Below are 23,275 nucleotides of genomic sequence, written 5' to 3'. Positions count from 1 at the left end.
TTTTGATAACCGCAGGTATGTACGAATGAACCATAGTGGCATATTGTCGTTATCACTTAAATAAATATGTAAACAGAAAACGGAAAAGTAAGCGGATGCGCAAAGTAAACTGAAGCAAACTAATCTACTGTTTAAAAAGTCGCAAAACTGGAGGGGTATTATGAGCGATATTGAAGAAACGCAAGGAAAGTATCATTTTGAGACCTTGCAATTGCATGTAGGTCAAGAGCAGGCGGATCCGGCAACTGATTCTCGTGCAGTTCCTATTTATCAAACAACAAGCTACGTATTCCATGATTTTGACCATGCTGCAGCTCGTTTTGATTTGCGTGACGCTGGAAACATTTATGGTCGTTTAACGAATTCTACTCAAGATGTTTTTGAGCGCAGAATTGCAGCTCTTGAAGGTGGTACTGCAGCTTTGGCTGTTGCTTCTGGCGCGGCCGCTGTCGACTATGCTATTCGTAACATTACGCAGCAGGGCGATCACATCGTGTCTTCAAAGAATGTGTATGGTGGAACTTATAACCTTCTTCGTCACACTCTTCCTCGAGATGGTGTAACAACTACTTTTGTCGATCCTAAGAATCCTCAAAACTTCGAGGATGCTATTCAACCAAATACAAAGCTTGTGTACTTTGAAACTTTTGGTAATCCTAATGCTGATTTGCCTGATTTTGAGGCTATTTCAGAGATTGCGCATCGACACAACATTCCTGTTTTTGTTGACAACACTTTTGCAACTCCATATCTTTTCCGTCCGCTTGAGCATGGTGCAGATATTGTAGTTGAGTCTGCTACGAAATTTATTGGTGGTCATGGTACAACTCTTGGTGGCATTATTGTTGAAGGCGGCAATTTTGATTGGGCTAAAGTCCCTGGAAAATTCCCAACTCTTACAGAAGCTGACCCAAGTTACCACGGTTTGAACTTCTATGAAGCTTTAGGACCTGTGGCTTTTGTGACGCGTATTCGTGCGATTATTTTGCGCGATACTGGTGCTTGCATTAGCCCATTTGCAGCATTCTTGCTTTTGCAAGGCACGGAAACCTTGAGCTTGCGTGTTGAGCGTCACGTTGATAATGCGTTGAAGGTTGTTCAATATTTGCAAACTGTGCCAGAGGTTGAATCTGTAAGTCATCCTTCTATTGAAGGTCGTTCTGATCACGAGCTTTATAAGCGTTACTTCCCGAATGGTGGAGGCTCTATTTTTACGTTTGATATTAAAGGTGGAAGGGATGCAGCTCGCGTATTTATTGACAATTTACAGCTTTTCTCATTGCTTGCAAATGTTGCTGACGTGAAGTCATTGGTTATTCATCCTGCATCTACTACGCACTCTCAGGAAACTCCTGAAGAATTGGAAGATCAAGGCATTCATGAAGGCACTATTCGTTTGTCTATTGGAACTGAACATATTGACGATATTCTTGCTGATTTACAGCGCGGGTTTGATGCAGTTCGTAAAGCAGGACTTGCTTAAATAGAAAAGAGAAAGCAAAGCAAAAATTATTAATTAAAAATATTCCTGAAGATCCATTATCGTTTTATTCGGAGCGCATATTGTATTTGTATGTGCTCCGATTTTTATACATTTTGTAAATTTGTGCATCATACTTTAGGATGAGATGCTGATTTTTTCTCAATAATTTCCGCCTTACGTACGATGGTAATCAGCTGTATTTTTCCGTAAATTTAAGTATTAGCAATAGATAACTATGCGATTACTACTTTTTAAGAAAAGGAGCAGTTATGAACAGTCCGTACGAAACAAGCTCATATGAGCAAGAAAATGCTTTAGATTTTAGAGCAGATTTTAATCAAAATTTGATTGGTGAGACTGCGGTTGCAGCTTTGCATGTTGTTAAAGATTTTGGCAAGGGTGCAGGCATTGTTCACGCTTTGCGAGATGTAAGCGTAAGTTTTGAACGCGGCAAGTTTACGGCGATTATGGGTCCTTCTGGTTCCGGAAAGTCAACTTTAATGCACTCTTTGGCTGGTCTTGACAGCGTTAATTCTGGAAAAGTTTTGGTAGATGGCCTAGATATTACAGGCATGAGCGATAAGCAGCTTACGCTTATGCGACGCGAAATGGTTGGATTTATTTTCCAAAGTTTTAATCTTCTTCCAATGTTTAGTGCTGAGCAAAATATTCTTATGCCTCTTACTTTGGCAGGCAAAAAGCCAGATAAGCAATGGTTTAATACTTTGGTTAATACTCTTGGCTTGCAAAATCGCTTAAAGCATAGGCCTGCTGAGCTTTCTGGAGGTCAGCGCCAACGCGTTGCGATTGCTCGAGCTTTAATCTCTAAGCCTTCCGTAGTTTTTGCAGACGAGCCTACCGGAAATCTTGACTCTGCTTCCAGCTCAGAAGTTTTGCATTTCTTGAAGAAGTCCGTAACTGAGCTTGGTCAAACTGTGATTATGGTTACTCACGACGCTGTTGCAGCCTCTTACGCGGATCGAGCAATCGTGTTTGCAGATGGCCAAATCGTTGAAGATGTGCAAAATCCTACTGCGGAAGGTATGAGCAAGATGCTTATGGAACGCAGCGAGGCTGGTATTAGTAATCAGTCTGCTCAATTGCAATAAAAGGTGGTGAAGTTAGAATGTGGAAAATCGCGCTAAAACTTATGCGTAAAAGCGTGCGCATGCTAATCGCCTCTGGAATTGCAATTCTTATAGGCAGCATGTTTATGAGCGCTACTTTGCTTTTTGTAAACAGTGTTGACGACTTGATGGTTCGCAATGCAACGGAAGAATTCCATAGCGCAAATTATGCAATCTCAGCTAAAAGCTCTAACAGTTCTCCGAATAGTGGAATTCATTATAAAGACCTTCATTTAGACGAAATATCGAAGATGCCTGGTGTCAACGGTATTCGTAGTGACGATGCGACTGCGCTTGTAGGAGTAGAAAAAGGTGATAAATCAGTTACAAGTATTGCTTGGTCTAGTGGTTTGTATGGAAATCTTCCTGTGTATAAATCAACAGAAGGTAGAGATCCGCAAAAAATAGGCGAAATTACGCTTATTAAAAGTATTGCTAAATCCATACATGCAAATATTGGCGATACTATAACCTTGGTTAAAGTAGATGAAGCTGGCGGAAATAAAGAAAAATCATACGATGTTCGTGTGGTTGGTCTTGTTGACGATGGAGAACATTCTCAAATACCAATTTCAAATCGCGGCACGTATCTTGGTGGCATAACGAATGATTTTTGTGCAAAACTCAACAATCTTAAAAATTTTGACAATCAAGTTGTGCAAAGCAAAGTATACATGAGTATTGATGAATCTAAAATAAACGATTTATCTCCTAAGATTAACGCTTTGCTTCCAGAGCAATTTTCTCTTATGTCTAGGCATGAAGTTGGTGTAAGAGCTGTTCGAAGTGTGTCAAACGGCACAAATTTTGTGACTATGTTCTTGCTATCGTTTGGTGTTCTAGCGTTGCTTATTTCTTCGCTTGTTATAGCAAACACATTCCAAGTTTTGGTTGCTCAACGCAGACGCACTCTTGCGCTTTTGCGCGTAATCGGTGCACAATCGCATCAGCTTTATACAGCAGTTTTGCTTGAAGCTGCAATACTTGGAGTTATTTCTGCGGCTATTGGCGTGCTTTGCGCAATCGGATTTATGGGCGCAATTAGTAACGTGAATATTAATTCTGGACCATTATCTAAAATTCCTTTGATTGTTTCACTTCCGGCGATTGTGTGGCCAATAGTAATTGGCGCGATTGTAACAGTTCTTGCATCTATGGGTGCTGCGCGATCTGCTACAAAAGTAACGCCTATGGAAGCGTTGCGACCAATGGATTTGATGAAAGATAAGCGTGCAAGCATTATTCGCGCTGTTTTTGGCGTTCTATTTATTGTTGTAGGTATTTTATTTACGGCTTTAAGTTCTACTTCTTTGGCAAGCATGATTGCTCAGCAGTCACCTAATGCTGGTGCTGACTCTTGGAGGACTTTGATTGGAGCAGTTTTTGGATGCGCGCTTGTGTTTATTGGAATTATTATTACAGCAACATTCTGGATGCCGTTTGCTATGAAGGCAACTGGCGCAGTTATGGCACTTTGTGGGCCTGCTTCTAAAGTTGCTAACGCAAACGTGCAACGAAACCCTAGAAGAGTTGCAGCAACTGGAACAGCTTTGCTTATTGGAGTAACGCTTGTTTCAACAGTAGTAACTGGCGCAATGTGCGGTAAAGCAACTCTTAAAGGTGTTGTTGATGACCGTTACAGTGTTGACATTATTATTCAAGGCAAGAATGTTGATGAGTCTTTAGCTGCAGATATTTCAAAGATTAGTGGAATAAAGCATACTGAGTTGCTTCCTGCAGTTCCTATGACTTTTAAGAACGCTAAGGGCAAAACTGAGTACGCTATGGCAGCTGGAGTTGATAATGTAAATCAACTTAGAAATGTAATGCACACTGACCTTGATGGCGTTAATATAAACAAAGATTCTGTGCTTTTGCCTAAGTTTAATGATGAAGGTGGAGAGCCTTTTGATCTTAAAAAAGGAAGTCTTAATCTGCAGGCTTATGTAGAAAAGTACAGTTCTGGTGAAACAGACAGTGATAATATTACGCCATTTACTGGCATGAATACAGACTCTAGTAATAACGATAAGAGCATTACTGTAAAGCAAGTTCAGTTTAAGACGTATCGAAATGTTGGTGTGTATTCAAATAATACTGCTTTTGTGAGCAAATCCTACTTCAATAACTACCTTAAGCCTACAACGCATATTTTGCTCATTTCGGTAGACTCTAGCAAAGCTAATCTTGTAGATATTGCTAAAAACATTCGAAATGTTACATCTAGTTATGCGGAGGTTATGTCTACTGGAAGCGTGTTTGAGCGAGCAAAGTGGGAGAGTACTATCGACGCAATGATGATGGCGCTTGTTGGCTTAATAGCAGTAGCTGTTGTGATTGCTTTAATAGGTGTTGCAAACACATTAAGCTTGTCTGTTATTGAGCGAACCAAAGAATCTGCAACTTTGCGCGCAATCGGCATGACAAGGGGACAGGTTAGAAGGTCTCTTGCATTGGAAGCAACGTTGATTTCCTTAACAAGCACTGTTTCAGGCTTGATTGTTGGAACAGCGTTTGGGTGGATTGGATCCTACATGGTGTTTAGCACAATTGGCAAAGTTCCGTTTGTAGTTGATTGGACTATTTACGCGGTTCTTGCTCTCATCGCTTTGCTTGCAGCGCTTCTTTCCAGCGTGCTTCCAGCTCGTAGAGCAGTGAAGTCTTCGCCAGTAGTTGCGCTCGCGGAGGACTAAATTTCGTAAGAACATATGTGAAAAGATAGTCTGTAGAAGTTAAGTTGCAGAAAAAATAGAGATAGTGCCGGTATGTAAATTTTACTTATCGGCATTATCTTTTTCTTAGGCTTTTTCGACACTCTGAAAAAATTTGTAATATTGTTATTATTTTTTTATTAAAACGTGCGTATAATTATGCGACTAGCATAATATTATGTAAAAAAAGAGCATTTTTTATTAGTAATATTCAAAAATAATACGATTATTATTCATCATGACAAGTTTTATCGGAAATATTCCGAATAAATGGCATTGAAAATGTATTTATTTCTTTGTTATGCTCAAAATGACTGCTGACATAAGTTAGACATGAAGGCCGCTACGAGCAAGGAGTAACAAATATGGTAACGGTCAAGAAAAAATCTGCCGCAGCAATCGCAGGATTTGTTTTGTTCCTGCAAGGTCCAATGCCAGCATGGGCGCAAGAAGCTGCTGAGGTTGTACAAAATACGCAAGCTCAAACAGAGGTGACTGCAAAAGCATCTACTGAAGAAGCAATTGAAAAAGCTGAAGAGCAGGTTCAGCAATTAGAAGCTCAAATTGAAGAGTATAAGAAAAAAGTTGCAGAATTTGACGATCTTTTAAATAAAATCTCTGAAACTGAAAAAAGATTTGAAAACGTTGAGAAAGATAAGGGAAAGGAACTGTTAGAAGCTGAAAATGCATTGAAAATGGATTCCGAAGCTGCAAAAGTAAAAATTGCAGAATTTGAAAAATCCAAAGAAGAAAAGGATAACGAACTTATTGGATTAAAAGCCGCATATGAACTTTTAAAAGAGCAATATGATAATGCAAAATTAGCTCTTGATGCTTTGCAAAGTGACGAAGAAGAAAAAAGTCAAACAAAAGAAAGAGCTGCAGCTAACATAAAACAATATGAATCACAGATTTCAAATCTTCACAAAGAAGTAGATAATCTTAAGGAATCTATTGCAAGCGATTCTGCTCAAATTAAAGAGTATGATACAAAAATCAGTGAATTAGAAACTGCGTTAGAAAAAGTTGATCAAAACGATGCCGGTAATATTTATTCTCTAGCGGACCAGTTTAGAAAAGTCTCTAATGATCAAGTTTCGCTTAGCAAAAAAGTTGAAGAAAATAAGAAACTTGTTGCTGATAAAGAAAGAGCTTTGAACGAATTAGAGACTCTTTTCACAACAGCAAAGCAAGAATTTGAAAAAGCAGATGAAGAACTTAAAAAGATTAAAGATCAAATTGATGAGTCTAAGAAAAATGTAGCCAGTAAGCTTGAAGCTTCTAACAGTAAAGATTCTGAAGTAAAGAAAGCAGAGTCTGAAACAAAGCTTCTTAATAATATTATTGAGAACTATAAGTTAGTTGACGACAAAAAGAAACTAGATGAAAAAATTAAATCATTAAGAAATGGCTTTGAAGGCGCTAAAACATTTAAAAACAATCAGATTCAGCAGAAAACTGAGAAAAGTGATTTAAAGAAGAAAGCTGAGGATTCTTTAAAGGACGCAGAAAAGAATCTTGAGGAAGCTAGAGTTAAAGTTGCTGCCCTCAAAGCTCAATTGGAACAGGAAAAAGTTCAAAAGAATCAGCAAAGTGGTAGCAGCTCTGATGGTAATAATAATGCCAAAGAATCTGAAAAACAGACTAATCCTGTTGCTCCAGTACCTTCTGATTCTGAATCTAAAGAGCATGTTGCTCCAGTACCTGTACCTCCTGAAGCATCTGCTCCGAAAGTAACTGCTCCAGTTCCTACAGTGCCTGAATCTAAGATTCCAGCTCCGTCTATTAAAGCTCCAGCTATGCCACCTGCTTCTGTTGTTCCTGCTACCCCAGTAGTGCCAGCAGTTCAGGTTGAAGATAATTCAGCTCCTGCAACGCCTTCTGCACCTGTAGTTCCTGTAGCACCTGCAGAAAATCCTACTGTTGCAAATACTCAGAAGGCAGTAACTCCAGCTGCTGAATTGGTTAAAAGTGTTTCTTCCGCAGCTGCATCTCATGCTCCAGCTGCTGCTAATACTTCTTCTTCGTCTGTGACTCCGCCAGACAATACTTCAAAAACAAACAAGTCAACTGAATCTCAAGTTTCAGAAGAAAACTCGAAGAAGCCTGAAGATAATAATGGTGAAACTGAGGAAGTTGAAGAAAAGACTCCTGTTGAAAGCAATAAGCCACAAGCTCAAGCTAGTGCTACAGCCGAGAACAAGTCTTCTGGCAATATGCTTGGCACTATAATGCTGGGTGTTTTGGGTGTGCTAACCATTTCTGGAGCTGCTGCTGCCGGCGTTACTGTTATGCGTCACCGTCGCCTTCCGAGAGCATAAATTATAAAAAACTACTCGGTACGTTGATAATCTGAATTTGCGGCTATTTGTGTCTATGCATAAATAGCCGCATTTTTATATGCTTACGACTTAACTAAGCCATTTTCGTAAGCGAAAACTACAGCCTGCACGCGGTCTCGAGCACCGATTTTTCCTAAAATATGCGCAACATGAGTTTTAACTGTTGGTAAGCTAATAAATAGTTTGTCAGCAATTTCCTGATTTGAAAGTCCGTGAGCAATTTCAACAAGAACTTCGCGTTCTCTATCAGTAAGTTCTGTAATAGCTGAATTTGTGTACGCGCAACTTTGTGTTTCTTGCGCAGCCGGATTTGCTTGTACGTCGTAACTTACTTGTGCAGTGTAATTCGCAGCACTGTTTTCTGTAGTATTTGTTGCTACTTTGCCTTGCTGAATCATATTTTCAATCAAACGCTTCGTAGCAGTCGGAGCAATAATTGCGTTTCCTTGATACACTGTTCGTATTGAATTAAGCAAAGTTTCAGGTTCAGTATCTTTCAAAAGGAACCCGGAAGCACCAGCATGAATTGCAGCCATAACATATTCATCTAAATCAAAAGTTGTTAGAATAATAATTTTAGTATTTTCGTTAGTTTTTTGCTGCAGAATTTTGCGAGTTGCTTCCAATCCGTCCATTACAGGCATGCGAACGTCCATAAGAATAATGTCTGGATTTTGGCTTTTAGAAAGCTCCACAATTTGTGATCCATTAGAAGCCTGAGATACAACGTGCATATCTTGCTGCGAATTTATTACCATCGCAAATCCTGCTCGCACAAGCTCCTGATCGTCTGCTATTGCAACGCGAATTACTTCATTGTTTTCCATATTTTCCATAGTATCAACTTACTATTGCTTATTTAATGCGTTGTGTTGAATTTGCTCATCAAGTGGGGCAGCAGGGCGAATAGCAATCTCAGTTACATTCGCAGCATTATTTGCTGAATGAACGCTTGAACCTGTTTCTCGCAAAACTCCAAGCAATTTTCGCATATATTTCAGTGCCGAACGACCTTCATCTCCAATATTTTTAAAGGCTTTACTAATTTCTTCACTTTGTTCCTGTGATTGCTTTGGTTCTGATAACTTTCGATTTTCTGCATTGCTATTTGTTTTTTCGTATTTATTTAGCATATCAATTCCGCTATTTGCGGCATCGATTACTTTATGCAATGTAATAGCAACTTTTTGCTGAATATTTGAGCTAAGTCGTTGCCTTTCTGCGTTAGCTGCAAGTACTTCTAGCTGTTTTTGCTCTTGCTCTAATTCTGTTCTGCGCGCTTTTAGAATCAGCAAATTATTGTCATCGTTTCTGCGGGAATAAGCAAATGCAATGGCCGCAAAACAAATTAACGCAACTATAAAACCAAAAACTAATCCAACGGACGCAAATTGCATAAAGTCATAAAAATTGGTTGTGGCAATATTTGATGTAAAGAATCGTATTGGAGTTTCAGTTTGTGGAATATTTTTTGATGAAATACCAATTTTTACGGCGAAAATAGCAGATTCGGCAAGCACTACTGCGCTAACCCATTGCCATGCGCGTTTTTTACCGTAGAGCACAGCAGCGTAAATAATATTTGGTATGAAAAAATTAGCGAATAAAATATTCGGCAAGAGTATAAGCTGTATTGCAGAAAATACTGCTGCAACAATTGCGCATGCGGTTGGAGCTTTTCTGCGAAACATGAATGGCACCATGGTTGTAAGAGTAAATACTTTATAAAGTATTTGTAATGAAAGCGAGTTGGAATATTGTGAAGACATTCCAACTCCAACAATAAAATCGTAGGTTGGCAGAAAGAGCATCATAACAACCCAAGGTGATGCATAAATAATGTCTCCAATAAGCCAATGTTGTTCAAACCATTGTGATACTTTCTCAATCCTATTTTTTGAAGTATTTGCTTCTGGTAAAACGTATGGCAAAACGTTTGTCGAAACTTCCGATGATGTTGAAACGTTTGCATTTTCCGGTTTTGTTTGTGCTTCTGCTTGATTATTAACTTTTGCATTCTTATGAGTAACGTTATGAATACTATTTAATACAGAAGCAGTACTGTTTGACTGGTCTGCGCTGTAGGAATATGGAATAAAAGCAACAATACTAAACGTTCCATCATTCATTTTTCCATAATCAAGCGTTCCGTGAAGATTTTCAATTCGCTCTTTCATGCCAATCAAACCATAACCGTTTTTATGTGACGCACCGCTATTTTGCTCTTGATTAGCTTCTAGCTTGTTTATTTCATTTGTAATTTTTAGTGTTAAGCCTTGGTTCTTCCACTGTTCGTGAATGTTTATTTTAATGCCATCTCCTGCATGCTTTCGAATATTAGTAAGAGACTCCTGAACAACGCGGTATGCAACGGTTTGTGCGTCCGCGTTAAGCCTATTTTGAGAATTTATGCCATCAACAGTGTGCCAAAAAATATTTTTAGGAGATGCAATTTTTGCTTGCTCAATAAGAGAAGGCACGTGATTGAAGTCCAATTGACCCGATGGAGCGTCTGTTAAAGCTTCTAGAAGTCGGCGCATATCGTGAACGGCTCGCTCGGCTTCGTTTTTAATAATATGCATTGTTTTTTTAGCAAGCGAAATATCTTTGGTTGCTGCATAACGACCACCATCTGCTTGCACAATAATAATAGAAAGCGTGTGAGCAACAATATCGTGCATATCTCTGGCAATTCTTGCGCGTTCTGCAGTAACAGCAATATGCTGAGCTTTTTTGCGGTATGCGCGAATAGAATTATTGTGATCTTGTAAAAGTTGAATAGTATGCACGTGAGTGCGCTGCCAGTAGCCAATAATAACCGTAATAGTGGTAGTAATAATCGCAAAAATTATTGAAGGAATTGCAAAATTAAGTATATTTGAAACGCAATTTTTTATATTGCTGCTATCTATATTTCGTACACTGCAAGTATAACTAGATTTCGAATGATTATTGCCATATATTGGTCCCATTACAACATTCCACGATATTAATGCGCAAGATAATACGGTTGTTACGTAAGATGCAATAACAAAAGCTTTTGAATGTTCTGGATTTCCTCGCGCAATAGCGTTAACAAGCAGTACGAAACCAAAGAAATCAGCAAAAAGTTGAGTAGGACCAAAGATTACTTGCACAATGCAAATAACAATAAAAATAGTAGCCGTTTGTTCAGGCCATAGTTTTCGTACTGAAAGTAGTAGTGCAACAACAATATTTATAAGCGTTACTGTAATCAGAGAACTTTGTGTCAAAAAACCGTCAACATAGCTTATACTATATCTATCGCTTGAAAGTATAAAAAGAATAAATGGAATGATACCCCATAATATGTCGTTTAATGAGAGCTCTTTTCGTAAGCACTGTATAACACTTTGAAACATATTAGGTACTTTCATAATTACTAGGCTAGTGCATAGCACTTTATAGAACAATCGAACTTGAGTATGATTTATATAAGAGTGTGTAATTTGTAGTTGCAATGTAGCACGCGAGTACAGAAAGGCAGTATTAATATGGCATTACTTACAAGCTATTATGTTCCGGGATTGCATATCGAAGAACGCGCAATTGACGTGCCGCTTGATTGGGAAGGAAACACTCCTGGTGGTGCTATTAAAGGTGAAACAATTCGATTGTTTTGTAGAGTAGTTTGTGCTCCTGAGCATGTACATGATAATTTGCCTTTGTTAGTATTTTTGCAAGGAGGTCCTGGTGGGCAGTGTCCGCGACCACTTTCGCCTTCTAGTGATGGTTGGATTCAAGAAGCTATTAAACATTTTCGCGTAGTCTTGCCGGATCAGCGTGGTGTTGGGCGTTCTTCAAGAGTGGACGCTTCAACTATGAAGCGCATGGCAGATGACGGTGTAAGCGTTGAGCGACAAGCATGGTATTTAAAGCGTTTCTTGGCTGACTCTATTATTCGTGATTTTGAGCATTTGCGTCTTACTGAGTTTGATGCTAAGCCGTGGGTTTCTTTAGGGCAAAGTTATGGCGGATTCTTAACGCTTACTTATTTGTCGCTTTTCCCACAAGGCTTGATTGCAAGCTTTACAACTGGTGGTATTCCTCATGTTCCAGCAAATGCGCGTGAAGTATACGAGCATACTTTCCCACGCATGGCTCGAAAAACGGAGCAATTCTATGAGCGTTATCCGCAGGATGTTGCTCGTGCTGCTGCTATTGCAGATCGTATTGCGCAAGGTGATGTTGCGCTTCCAAATGGCGAGAAGCTTACGGTTGAACGATTCCAAATGTTGGGCTCTTCCTTTGGTATGAAACCAAGTTTTGAGCGAGTGCACTGGCTTCTTGATTCTGCGTTTGCAGATGGTGATGGTTCCTTGAAAGCATTTAAGCACGGCGGAGGAGCTTCTGCAGGTAGCTTAAGTGACGAATTTGTGTACGGTGTCATGGATTCTACAGCTTCTAGTCCACTTTATTGGCCGCTGCAAGAATTTATTTATGCTGACGGTGAATTGGAACACCCAATTTTGTGGGCTGCTCAACAGGTTCGAGAAACTATGCCAGAGTTTTCTGGTTCTGCTCGTCCTCTTCTTTTCACTGGCGAAGCAATGTTTCCTTGGATGTATGATCAAGAGCTTGCTTTGCAACCATTCCTTCCAGCTGTTGACTGCTTGATGAAAGATAAGCAGTTTGGCAAAATTTACGATCAAGATCAACTTGCTAATAACGAAGTTCCATTGCAATCTGCAGTTTACTTTGATGACATGTATGTTGATTCTGGTCTTCAGCTTGACACTCTTTCTCATATTGCCAACTCTCACTATTGGACGACGAACGAGTTTGAGCATGATGGTTTACATGGAGATATTGTTTTCCGTCATTTGTTTGATGAGGCGTTGAATCGCGGCGATTTAGAGGGAATTTACAAGAGATAAGCCGTATACAAAGGTAATAATTTTAATATGCGCAATGATTATAGTGCACTCTTTGCTATGCTATACATCTGTTTGCTTAGTAATGAGTGCACTACTGTTTTATCAATGCGCTAAAGGGAGTCATGTATGGGTACTTGTGTATCTGGAACTGTTGGTTTTATAGGCTATGGCAATATGGCACAAGCAATCGCTAAAGGTGCGCTGAATGCAGGAGTATTGCAAGGTGAAAATATTGTTGCGTGCGCGCATAATTTTGAAAAACTCGAGCGTAATACTTCACTAATTGGCGCTCGCGCTATGCGTACTGCTCAAGAAGTGTGTGAAGCAAGTGATGTGATTATTATTGCTGTAAAGCCGTATCAGGTTGCTGAAGTGCTTAAGCCAATTTGTGAAGTTATTAATGAACGAGGTATTGCTGTTATTTCCGTTGCAGCCGGTTGGACGCTTGAGCGTTACATGGAACTGCTTGGCAAGAATGCTCATGTTCAGTGCATTATTCCGAATACTCCTATTGCGGTCTGCCAAGGCGTGACTTTAGCTGAAACTACTCATACGCTTAGTGATAGTCAACTTTCAATGTTTAGTGCTTTATTTGAGCCAATTTCTTTGGTAGAGCGAGTGAATAGTGATCATATGAATATTGCAATGTGTATTTCTAGCTGTGCTCCAGCTTTTACAGCAATGTATATGGAAGCGTTGGGCGATGCTGGTGTGAAATATGGTTTGCAACGTGATTGTGCTTACCGTTTGGCTGCAAAAATGATTGAAGGAGTAGGTGCGTTATATATAGATTCGCGCACTCATCCAGGGATTATGAAAGATGCAGTGTGCTCTCCTGGAGGAACAACTATTCGTGGCGTTGCTGAGCTAGAATCTCGCGGATTTAGGGGAGATGTGATTGCTGCAGTTGATGCTATTGAAAATAAATAGTAAATAAAATCAAGTTGTGTCGGCTTTCCCGGCGCTGGTCTAAACTAGGTAAATATGTCTTTAACTATTGGAATTGTTGGATTGCCAAACGTTGGTAAGTCCACTATGTTTAATGCTTTAACTCGCAACAACGTTTTGGCGGAGAATTATCCGTTTGCAACTATTGAGCCTAATACTGGTATTGTTCCGCTTCCGGATCATCGTCTTCCAGTTTTAGCTAAATTAGTTAATACTGAAAAGATTGTTCCAGCAACAGTTACTTTCGTTGATATTGCAGGAATTGTTAAGGGTGTCTCCGAGGGTGAAGGCTTGGGCAATAAGTTCCTTGCTAATATTCGCGAAGCAGACGCTATTTGCGAAGTTGTTCGCGCGTTTAATGACGACGATATTGTGCATGTTAACGGAAAAGTAGATCCTGCTGACGATATTGACACGATTAATACTGAGCTAATTCTTGCCGATATGCAAACTATTGATAATGCTTTGCCAAAGCTTGAAAAAGATTTGCGCGGTAAGAAAGTTACGCAAGAATACGTAGACGCTGTAAATAAAGCTAAGGAAATTCTTGAATCTGGCAAAACTATTGACCAGGCTCATAACGAAAAGCTTATTGATAAAAACGACGTGTATGATTTGCACTTGCTCACTGCTAAGCCATTTATTTACGTGTTTAACGTGGATGATTCGGAGTTGGCTGATGAAGATTTAAAGTCTAAACTTTCTGCATCTGTCGCTCCTGCAAAAGCAATATTCCTTAATGCTCAATTTGAGTCCGAACTTACTGAGCTCGACGAAGCAGATGCTCGTGAAATGCTTGAAGATGCTGGTTTGAAGGAATCTGGTTTGGATCAGCTTGCTCGCGTAGGATTCGATATTTTAGGTCTTCAAACCTATTTAACTGCCGGTGTTAAGGAAGTTCACGCCTGGCAGATTCATAAAGGCTGGACTGCTCCACAAGCTGCTGGTGTGATTCACACTGATTTTGAGCGTGGATTTATTAAGGCAGAAATTGTGTCATATGATGATTTTGTTGCTGCTGACGGTTCTATGGCAAAAATTAAGGAAGAAGGAAAGCTTCGTCTTGAAGGTCGCGACTATGTGATGCAAGACGGCGATATTGTTGAATTTAAGTTCAACGTATGAGATTGTTTGCGAAAATAAAAGCAGTATGATTCATATTTAATATTGCTGAATTAATAAGTGAAAAATATTGCTTTTTGCGCGTTGCATCTAATAATTTCCTGCTAAACTATTGGATGCAACGCTTTTGCATTTATATAGGAGACATAATGCAGTTTATTCGTAACATAATGAATGACATTAAAAAGTGCATTCGCATTGCTGCGAAAATGCGCAACTGGTGGAGGAGAAGCTCTAAAGCTGCTCGTATTACGTCTTCTGTTTTATTAGCTTCTTTGCTGATTGCATGGTTGTGCTTTATTATTTTCGAAACTGTTAATATGGTTTCTTACTCGTCTAGATACAGCGCAAAATTGCAGAATTCTGTATTAATTCAGCGCGAAAAAAATGCTTATAGTGACAATCTTGGTAATAAAGACAATGAGGTTGCTGATAATAAGTCGTTTGAAAAATATTTCGATAAATATTGCAAACAAAAGTTAGATAAATCAACGGTTAATCATGTTTTTTGGAAACATCCTACTGGTGGTGAATATCCAAATCTTTCAGGGGTTAAAGTTTCTGACTTAAAAGTTAATGTGGACTTAAAAAAGCAACGAGTGCATATTCTTGCCAATGGTAAAACTGTATATACAATGATTATGAGTTCTGGAATGGATGATTCCACTCCTCATGGTGATTATCACATTAATATGCGCGGAAAACATTTCTTTAATCATGAGGAAAAAGTTGGTGCTGATTATTGGGTTGGTTTTATTGGTGGAGAATACTTATTCCATTCGGTTCCAACGCGCTACAACTTTGGTGAATATATTCCGTCGGAAGGCATGAAGCTTGGAAAGCCTGCATCGCATGGCTGTGTGCGTTTAAGTGTTGCGGATGCCAAATGGTTTTATAAAAATATTCCTGATGGAACGGCTGTGCATATTAGATAGATTTTTCAAGAATACACGAAAATAAATTATCGAGAATATAAAATGAGGGTCTTCAAACGAAGACCCTCATTTGTTAAGCAAAACTATTTTGTAATGTTTTATTTAGAAGAACAGTACTGCAGCTGCATAAGCCAAAGCAACTAAAACAATAGAAGCTAGGAAGCTTGCTGCAAATGCTGCGCGACCTTGCTTGAAAATGGCTCGGAAGTTTACGTTAATTCCAAGTGCAGCCATAGCCATGCCAAGGAAAACGTATCCTGCTTCTACAAGAGTTGATGCGTGTGCTGCTACGAAAGGAACGTAAGTTCCAATAACAGATGCTGCAATAAAGCCAAGCATAAACCATGGGAAGCTAATCTTATGCTTTCCGCCATTTTCAACTTTGCTATGACGAGCATTCCACCAAATTGCAATAAAGATGGAGGCTGGAACGAGCATAAGAACTCGCGAGAGCTTCATGATTGTTGCAACATCGATACTATTGAACGCTCCGCCAGCTGCAACAGCATGTGCAATTTCGTGAAGTGATGCACCTGCTGTAATGCCAAGCTGCTGCTTAGTCATGCCAAAGTTAGGCAGGATGAAGATTTCAGCAAGAGCGTAAATAGTGCCCATAATTGCAACTGTTGCAACAGCCATAACTTCGTTCTGTTCTTTCTCATCTTCCTCTTCTGGAAGAACTGGCATTGAGCCAGAAAGACCCATAACTGCAGCAGCTCCACAAATACTTGTGCCTCCTGCTGTAAGCATTGCAAGCTGAGGATTTACTTTCAAGAGTTTAGCAATGTTATAAGTTACGCAAACCATTATTGCAACTAACACAGCTGCAATAGGCAAGCATTTAATGCCCTTGGTAAACAAATCATGCAAATTCAGCTTAAATCCGAGGAGAATAATACCTAGGCGAAGAAGTTTGTTTGCAATCAAACCAGCAGCGCTTTTAACGCCTGCTCGCCTTGAATCATTATTCATTCTGTACACGTGCAATGGCAGCTGCAGAGCCATGCCAACAAGCAACGCAATAATAAGAGCACCAAGTAATTGGAAACCTGGGTACTGCTTAAGCCAGCTGCCAATAAAGGAAGCTAGAAGTGTCAATACAGCAATAAGAGCCATATCGATGGTGCAGATTTTCTTTTTCCATGTATCAAAGAAATTAACCATTTAGCCAAGTATTCTCCCATAATCGGACAAAAACGAACATAAATTAAAAAAATTAAGCAAATTTTATATAATTTTGCTGCAAATAAACGCGACACGCCGACATAAAATCACATAATCGAACATAATAACTCAATTTATATCGCAGATATCTTTTGCTAGTAAATAATTCCTTGAAAAAATAAATAAAGCTGCGATTATGGTAAACGTATAAAGGAGATTTTATGAACAAGTGCACTGTGAAGATTAAGCGTGTGTATGAAACGGTTAGTGAAGATGATGGTGTGAGAGTCTTGGTTGATAGACTTTGGCCGCGTGGTATAAGCAAAGAATATGCTCATATTGACAAATGGCTTAAAGATATTGCTCCTACTTCGCAGTTACGCAAGTGGTTTAATCATGACCCGGAGCATTTTGAAGAATTTTCACATCGTTATGTTGAAGAACTTGATTCAAATCATGAAGCTGTTGGTGTGATTATGGATTTGTTTAATAAGTATCAAACTATAACTTTGTTGTATGCTGCAAAAAATCCAAAAGTAAATCACGCATTAGTTTTGCAAGAATATTTACAAAAATTACTTGCTTGAGTATGTGTTTACTAATTTTGCGATTGTTTAACTTTGCCTAACTTTAATTATTTTATAAACATAAGTTAGTAAGTATCAACTTTCGTTGGTGTTCATTGCATTCTTTTCAACACGCCGACCTTGCTTGATATTCCAACAAAAATAAAAAACAAAACTGTAATTTTTTTCTTATGCTCGACACTTTCGTTTTGCGACATTAGAATGTCCCTTTGGCATATGGGTCGGTGGTGCAATGGACCTCCCAGAAGCTGCCATCCCAGCGCTCAATGAGTGCTTGTTTTTTTAGCGACACTTGTTTTACACAACATTTTGCATAGCTTGTTTTTGCAAGGAGAAGAAATGAATTCATTATTCACGTGGCAGCTTCACGGTAATGGCAAAACGTTAAAGCCTGGTGAAGTTGTAGAGCCAGACGAGCGTTTGACTTGGACTCGTACTGCTGGAATTGGTGCTCAGCATGTTATTGCAATGTTTGGTGCTACGTTCTTGGTGCCTATTCTTACGGGCTTTGATCCATCAACAACATTGATGTTCACTGCTATCTCTACAGCACTGTTCTTACTTATTAACGCAAATAAGCTTCCTAGTTATCTGGGAAGCTCTTTTGGTCTTATAGCACCTGTTATGGCTGTAACAACAGCTCATAAAGGTATTGCAGTTGCAAGCTTTGGCATTATGTGCACAGGTTTGCTTCTTGCTCTTATAGGTGTGCTTGTACATTTTGCAGGAGCTAAGTGGATTGACATTATTATGCCACCTGTTGTAAACGGTGCAATCGTTGCAATTATTGGTTTTAATTTAGGACCTGCAGTTTGGACTAACTTCCAGAAAGCTCCAGATACAGCTCTTGTGACATTAGTTGCTGTAATGCTTATTGCTGTAGTATTTCGCGGTCTTCTTGGTCGTTTAAATATTCTTTTAGGTGTTCTCGTTGGTTACGCTTATGCATGCTTCCAAGGTCAAGTCGATTTTAAAAAGATTGAAGAAGCTTCTTGGATTGGTTTTCCTAAATTCCACACGCCACAAGTTGATTTCTCTGTTCTACTTATGTTCTTGCCGGTAGTACTTGTTCTCATTGCAGAAAATGTTGGTCACGTAAAGTCTGTAGCTCAAATGACTGGTCGCGACTATGACTCTAAGATTGGAACTGCATTATTCGCAGATGGTTTTGGTACAGCTATTGCTGGTTTATTTGGCGGCTGTGGTACCACCACGTACGGTGAAAATATCGGTGTTATGGCTGCAACAAAGGTTTATTCTACTGCAGCTTATTGGTGTGCTGCAGCTTTTGCTTTTATATTGAGCCTTTGCCCAAAGTTTGGCGCTGTTGTAAATTCAATCCCAGCTGGTGTTCTTGGTGGCGTGACCACTTTGCTTTACGGCATGATTGGCATGATTGGCGTAAGAATCTGGGTAGAAAACAAAGTTAACTTCGATAAGCCAGTAAATATTATGATTGCTGCAATCGTTATGATTATTGGTATTGCTAACTTCCAGTTCGCTATTTCTGGAATTCAGTTCAACGGTATTGCAATCGGAACCGTTGTGGTGTTGGTTGTATACCACTTACTGAAGGCTATTGGAAAGCTTACTGGTACGATTGCTAAAGATGATCCTGATGTTGCCTAGCTTAAATACTCCAATTTGATTTAATTTAATCGCTTTAAGCGCGTTCGCATTAACTTGCGGGTGCGCTTTTTGTAATTAATTTTGATTACATAATATATAGATTGGGAATAATTAGTATAGTATCATTAACCTTATGTTGAAGCTCATCATAGAAGTAATTATTGGCATTATGTGGGTTGTTGCTGGTGCATATATGGCTAAAAATAATAAAAATAGTAAGAGCAGTGCGAGCAATAAAAGTAACAAAAATGTACAGACTATATTCTCAATGATGATGAGAAAGATAACAACAATAAGCTTAAGAATGAAAGAAATTGTTCTATGAAAGTTAATCTGAATTTTGCAAAATTTACTTATACTGCAAAAAAGTGGAGGTGGATTCTTGCGATAGTAGTGTTAATTGTCGCGTTTGCTGTAGCTGCAATATTTGCTCTCGCAAGGTTCATAACTGATTGCATGTGGTATTCGCAGCTTGGATTTGAAAGTGTTATTTGGATTCAGCTTGCAGCAAAAGTGGGCGTTTGGGTGCTTTATGCAATATTAATGTCTGCTTTTGGATACTTGTCTGCAGCTTTGGCAATAAAAGCGCGTCCAAGCAATGCAGATGGAACTTATATTCGAATTAAAGGCAATGTTATTGATTTAAAGCAGGGAATTAGTTCAAAGCTTGCTTTGCATGTTGCAGGAATTTTTTCATTGATTGTAGGCGCAGTATTTGGATTTAAATTCTACAATCATTGGGCGCAAATTTTGTTAATGTTTAACGCCCAACCTTTTGGCATTAAAGATCCGCAATTTGGAATTGACAATGGCTTCTATGTATTTGTGCTTCCAGGATTAAGGTTATTTATAAGCGCATTTGTGCTTTTATTGGTAATATCTCTTGTTTTCTCTATTATTACGCACATTCTTATGGGAGCAATTCGTTTTAGTATGCCTATCGATGGTAAAGGCATATTAAGTATTACAAAACGAGCACGTAGACAAATTTCTGTATGGTTTATGCTTGTGATTTTGACATGGGCACTTCAACAGATTTTAGACATGTTCGCTTTAGTAACTCTTGATGGATCTCGAATTACAGGCGGCTCATACACTGACATGAATGCTGGTGTTCCTGGAAGCATAGCAATGGCAGTGATAACAGTGTTAGTTGGTTCTGTTATTGCATTTTGGTTTATGAAATCTCATGCTTTATCTGTAGAAGCACCAATTTCAGTGCGTTTTAAAACAGCAATTAAGGCATGGAAAACACCAATTATTGCTTTAGCTTTTATGATTGTTTGCTCAATTGTTATATCTTTCGCTTGGCCGGCACTTGTGCAGCGATTTAAAGTTGCTCCTAATGCTCAGGAATTGGAAGCTACTTATATTCAGCGTAATATCGATGCAACAAAGTTTGCTTACGGGCTAAATAACGTAAAGAAAGAATCGTATAACGCTACTTCTAAAGGTAAATCAGGTGCATTATCAAAAGAAGCAGAGTCAACTGCGCAAATTCGTTTGTTAGATCCACAAGTTACGTCTCCAACGTTCCGTCAATTGCAGCAATCGAAGCAATATTACACTTTCGCAGATACGCTTTCAGTTGATAAATACGATATTGACGGTGTAAGTCAAGATACGGTTATTGCTGCGCGCGAGCTTGATTTAGCTGGCAACGATAATCGAAACTGGGTTAATGATCATACAGTTTATACGCATGGCTATGGAATTGTTGCAGCTTACGGAAATAAAGTAACAACAGATGGACAGCCACAATTTATGGAGTATGGTATTCCTGCTCAAGGCAAACTTACTAAGTCACAAAAGTATGAACCGCGTATTTACTTCTCACCAAATGCTCCTAAGTATTCTATCGTTGGTTCTCCAAAAGGGACATCTCCATGGGAATTTGATTATCCGACTGGCTCTCAAGGTGCTTTAACTACTTTCAAAGGCAATGGTGGTCCAAGTTTAGGAAACTTCTTCTCTAAACTTTTGCATGCAATTAGATTTGAGTCTGATCAGATTCTTTTTTCTGACCGTGTGACTTCTAAATCTCAAATTTTGTATGATCGTGATCCTAAGACACGCGTGTCTAAGGTTGCTCCTTACTTAACTTTGGATGGTCGAGTTTATCCTGCAGTAGTAGATGGTCGCGTTAAGTGGATTGTTGATGGCTATACTACTTCTGATTCTTACCCTTATTCTCAAATGACTGATTTTGGTAAGGTAACTCAAGATTCCACAACAACAACTTCTCATTCTATTAAAGGGTTGACAAATCAGCGCGCAAACTACATTCGTAATTCTGTGAAAGCTACAGTTGATGCTTATGATGGATCTGTTGATTTGTATGTGTGGGATACGAAAGACCCTGTGATTAAAGCATGGCGTTCAATTTTCCCAGGTCATTATCATGACATTTCTAAGATTTCTGGCGATTTGATGAAGCATTTGCGTTACCCAGAAAGCTTGTTTAAAGTTCAACGTCACTTATTAGCAAAGTATCACGTCGATACAGCAAGCCAATTCTTCTCTGGAGAAGACTTCTGGCAGATTCCTGTTGATCCAACTGAATCTCAAAAAGCACAAAAAGAAGATATTTTGCAACCTCCATACTATTTGACTTTGCAAACTGGAGACGCAAAGAAACCAGTATTTTCGCTTGTTTCTACTTATATTCCGGCAGGTAAAAGTACTCGTGAAATATTAACTGGTTTCTTGTCTGTTGATTCAGATGCGGGGGATACTCCTGGAAAGATTGGTCCAAATTACGGTAAGATTCGTTTGCAAGAATTACCTAAGATATCTAATGTTCCAGGACCTGGTCAAGCTCAGAATAATTTCAACGCTAATGCAAATGTTTCTAAAGAATTGAATTTGCTTGAATCCGGTTCTACTAAAGTTAAGCGCGGCAATTTGATTACATTGCCTCTTGGCGGTGGGCTGGTTTATGTAGAGCCTGTTTATGTGCAATCTAGCGGTTCTACTAGCTATCCTTTGCTTAAGAAGGTGTTAGTTGCGTTTGGAGATCAAGTTGGATTTGCAGATACGTTAGATGAAGCACTTAATCAAGTATTTGGCGGAAACTCAGGCGCTTTGGCTGGAGATGCTTCTAATAATTCTTCTTCAAACAATGCTGCTGAAAATAATGAATCTAAGGATGCTGATTCTAAAGAAGGTACTTCTAAGGAAAATGAGTCTACGAATTCAGAAAAATCTCATTCTATGAGCCAAAAAGCTAAAGAAGCGCTTAAACGTGCGGCTCAAGCATTAAAAGATTCTGATTCTGCTATGCGATCCGGAAACTGGGAAGCTTACGGAAAGGCACAAAAAGAGTTGAGCGATGCTATTAATGAAGCAATGAAAGAAGAATCAGGTAAGTAAGTAGGTTTTCGTTAATATATCAGTTTGTGAGTTACAAAAGTAGCGAATGTTACGTTATTTTCGTTACTTTTGTAGCTCACATGGGCTGTTTTAATTCATTTCACAATTGGTTATCTGGATCCTCATCTTCGTCTGCTGAGCCAAGCAGAATTCTTTCACAAACGTTAACGATGCACATAAGAAGCGCAGTAAGAATTATTATTACTATTGTTGCAGAAAAAATAAGTGGTGTTCTAAATGAGTTATAAGCGAATTGAAGCCAAATTCCTAGCCCATCTTTAGCTCCCAAATATTCTGCAGTTGAAGCAGTTCCAAAAACATAAGCTGCACTAATGCGTATGCCACCAAAAATCTGGCGAGCTGCAACCCTTAATTTAACATGCCACAAAGTCCAAGTTCTACTTGCTCCACAAGTTAAAGCAACATCTGTATAAAAACTTGGAACAGCGTCAAGACCTCGTATAGTTTGCACAGCAATAGGGAACATGCTGAAAACCATTACGATTACAATTTTTCCAGATATTTCAAAACCAAACCAAATCAAAAAAATTGGCGCAATAGAAATTAATGGCATAGTTTGCGCTGCGCATAAAAGCGGGAATAAAGCAGATTTAACAAGCTTACAAACATGGAAAATAACACCTAAAAGAATTCCAACTACTATTGCAATAGAAAAACCGATAACTGTTTCTTGTGTTGTAATTAATGCTGCAGGTAATAGAGTTGGCAAAGAGTCAGCTGTTGATTGAGCAATTGAAGATGGTGTTGGAATCAAATTTTCCGAAATTTTATAATATTCGCATGCGTACTGCCAAAAAACAAGTAAAACTATTACAGAAAATACAGTTGGCAGATATTTAATTAGCATACGTTTAAAACGCGATTGCGTCATGAAAACTCGATTCCTTTCTGTAAATGACTTCGATTGCTGCCCCAACCGAATTATTTAAGACTACA

Annotated in this window: 16 protein-coding genes; 12 read left to right on the top strand and 4 right to left on the bottom strand. The window is 38.9% G+C overall.

What is annotated here, in order from left to right:
- Positions 1-160 precede the first annotated feature (160 nt).
- From HXT40_RS03895 to HXT40_RS03880, 4 genes are all read left to right on the top strand, one after another.
- Positions 161-1,483 carry an O-acetylhomoserine aminocarboxypropyltransferase/cysteine synthase family protein gene (locus HXT40_RS03895; protein ID WP_102703033.1) on the top strand — a complete coding sequence of 441 codons (1,323 nt, stop codon included), beginning with the start codon at positions 161-163 and terminating at the stop codon, positions 1,481-1,483.
- 269 nt (positions 1,484-1,752) lie between these two features.
- The gene (locus HXT40_RS03890; RefSeq protein WP_082915503.1) at positions 1,753-2,592 is read left to right on the top strand and encodes an ABC transporter ATP-binding protein; all 840 of its coding nucleotides are present in this window, start codon (positions 1,753-1,755) and stop codon (positions 2,590-2,592) included.
- A 17-nt stretch (positions 2,593-2,609) separates the two neighbouring features.
- Positions 2,610-5,303 (top strand): ABC transporter permease, encoded by a 2,694-nt coding sequence (locus HXT40_RS03885; RefSeq protein WP_102703034.1) that lies wholly within the window; start codon positions 2,610-2,612, stop codon positions 5,301-5,303.
- A gap of 383 nt (positions 5,304-5,686) precedes the next feature.
- The gene (locus HXT40_RS03880) at positions 5,687-7,642 is read left to right on the top strand and encodes a chromosome partitioning protein ParA (protein WP_410310460.1); all 1,956 of its coding nucleotides are present in this window, start codon (positions 5,687-5,689) and stop codon (positions 7,640-7,642) included.
- A gap of 83 nt (positions 7,643-7,725) precedes the next feature.
- Here the strand turns inward: HXT40_RS03880 and HXT40_RS03875 are convergent, their stop codons facing one another.
- Together HXT40_RS03875 and HXT40_RS03870 are read right to left on the bottom strand one after the other, a co-directional pair.
- Positions 7,726-8,499, bottom strand: a complete 774-nt coding sequence (locus tag HXT40_RS03875; RefSeq protein ID WP_410310459.1) for a response regulator — start codon at positions 8,497-8,499, stop codon at positions 7,726-7,728.
- Between the two features lie 12 nt (positions 8,500-8,511).
- The gene (locus HXT40_RS03870; protein ID WP_102703037.1) at positions 8,512-11,061 is read right to left on the bottom strand and encodes a sensor histidine kinase; all 2,550 of its coding nucleotides are present in this window, start codon (positions 11,059-11,061) and stop codon (positions 8,512-8,514) included.
- Positions 11,062-11,178: 117 nt separating this feature from the next.
- On the opposite strand from HXT40_RS03870, the gene HXT40_RS03865 reads away from it, so the two are divergent.
- From HXT40_RS03865 to HXT40_RS03850, 4 genes are all read left to right on the top strand, one after another.
- Positions 11,179-12,561 (top strand): alpha/beta fold hydrolase, encoded by a 1,383-nt coding sequence (locus tag HXT40_RS03865; RefSeq protein ID WP_116440600.1) that lies wholly within the window; start codon positions 11,179-11,181, stop codon positions 12,559-12,561.
- Positions 12,562-12,687: 126 nt separating this feature from the next.
- Positions 12,688-13,491, top strand: coding sequence for a pyrroline-5-carboxylate reductase (gene proC / locus HXT40_RS03860; protein WP_410310458.1), 804 nt, complete (start codon positions 12,688-12,690; stop codon positions 13,489-13,491).
- A 54-nt stretch (positions 13,492-13,545) separates the two neighbouring features.
- Positions 13,546-14,634 carry a redox-regulated ATPase YchF gene (gene ychF / locus HXT40_RS03855; protein WP_421777168.1) on the top strand — a complete coding sequence of 363 codons (1,089 nt, stop codon included), beginning with the start codon at positions 13,546-13,548 and terminating at the stop codon, positions 14,632-14,634.
- A 146-nt stretch (positions 14,635-14,780) separates the two neighbouring features.
- Positions 14,781-15,566: a L,D-transpeptidase gene (locus HXT40_RS03850; protein ID WP_033888752.1), complete on the top strand. Its 786-nt coding sequence runs from the start codon at positions 14,781-14,783 to the stop codon at positions 15,564-15,566.
- A 102-nt stretch (positions 15,567-15,668) separates the two neighbouring features.
- Here HXT40_RS03850 and HXT40_RS03845 read toward each other — a convergent pair whose 3' ends face one another.
- Positions 15,669-16,730 carry a YeiH family protein gene (locus tag HXT40_RS03845; RefSeq protein ID WP_421777167.1) on the bottom strand — a complete coding sequence of 354 codons (1,062 nt, stop codon included), beginning with the start codon at positions 16,728-16,730 and terminating at the stop codon, positions 15,669-15,671.
- A 221-nt stretch (positions 16,731-16,951) separates the two neighbouring features.
- Between HXT40_RS03845 and HXT40_RS03840 the strand changes: the two genes are divergently transcribed.
- The 4 genes from HXT40_RS03840 (at position 16,952) to HXT40_RS03825 (ending at position 22,318) form a co-directional block, all read left to right on the top strand.
- On the top strand, positions 16,952-17,317 hold the full coding sequence (locus tag HXT40_RS03840; RefSeq protein WP_101892149.1) for a DUF488 domain-containing protein: 366 nt from the start codon (positions 16,952-16,954) through the stop codon (positions 17,315-17,317).
- 339 nt (positions 17,318-17,656) lie between these two features.
- Positions 17,657-18,946, top strand: coding sequence for a uracil-xanthine permease family protein (locus HXT40_RS03835; RefSeq protein WP_004119362.1), 1,290 nt, complete (start codon positions 17,657-17,659; stop codon positions 18,944-18,946).
- A gap of 133 nt (positions 18,947-19,079) precedes the next feature.
- On the top strand, positions 19,080-19,271 hold the full coding sequence (locus HXT40_RS03830) for a hypothetical protein (RefSeq protein WP_004111390.1): 192 nt from the start codon (positions 19,080-19,082) through the stop codon (positions 19,269-19,271).
- Complete coding sequence (locus HXT40_RS03825; protein WP_421777166.1) at positions 19,268-22,318, top strand: UPF0182 family protein; 3,051 nt, start codon at positions 19,268-19,270, stop codon at positions 22,316-22,318. The genes HXT40_RS03830 and HXT40_RS03825 overlap by 4 nt, the downstream gene beginning before the upstream one ends.
- 100 nt (positions 22,319-22,418) lie before the next feature.
- On the opposite strand, the gene HXT40_RS03820 is transcribed toward HXT40_RS03825, so the two are convergent.
- The gene (locus tag HXT40_RS03820) at positions 22,419-23,210 is read right to left on the bottom strand and encodes an ABC transporter permease (RefSeq protein ID WP_064621639.1); all 792 of its coding nucleotides are present in this window, start codon (positions 23,208-23,210) and stop codon (positions 22,419-22,421) included.
- Positions 23,211-23,275: the final 65 nt, after the last annotated feature.

Origin of the sequence: Gardnerella sp. DNF01180P, from assembly GCF_049244205.1 — a bacterium.
In the GTDB taxonomy this organism is placed as follows: Bacteria; Actinomycetota; Actinomycetes; order Actinomycetales; family Bifidobacteriaceae; genus Bifidobacterium; species Bifidobacterium swidsinskii.
The sequence above is the reverse complement of the archived record's forward strand: the minus strand, read 5'-3'. Positions and strand labels throughout refer to the sequence as shown.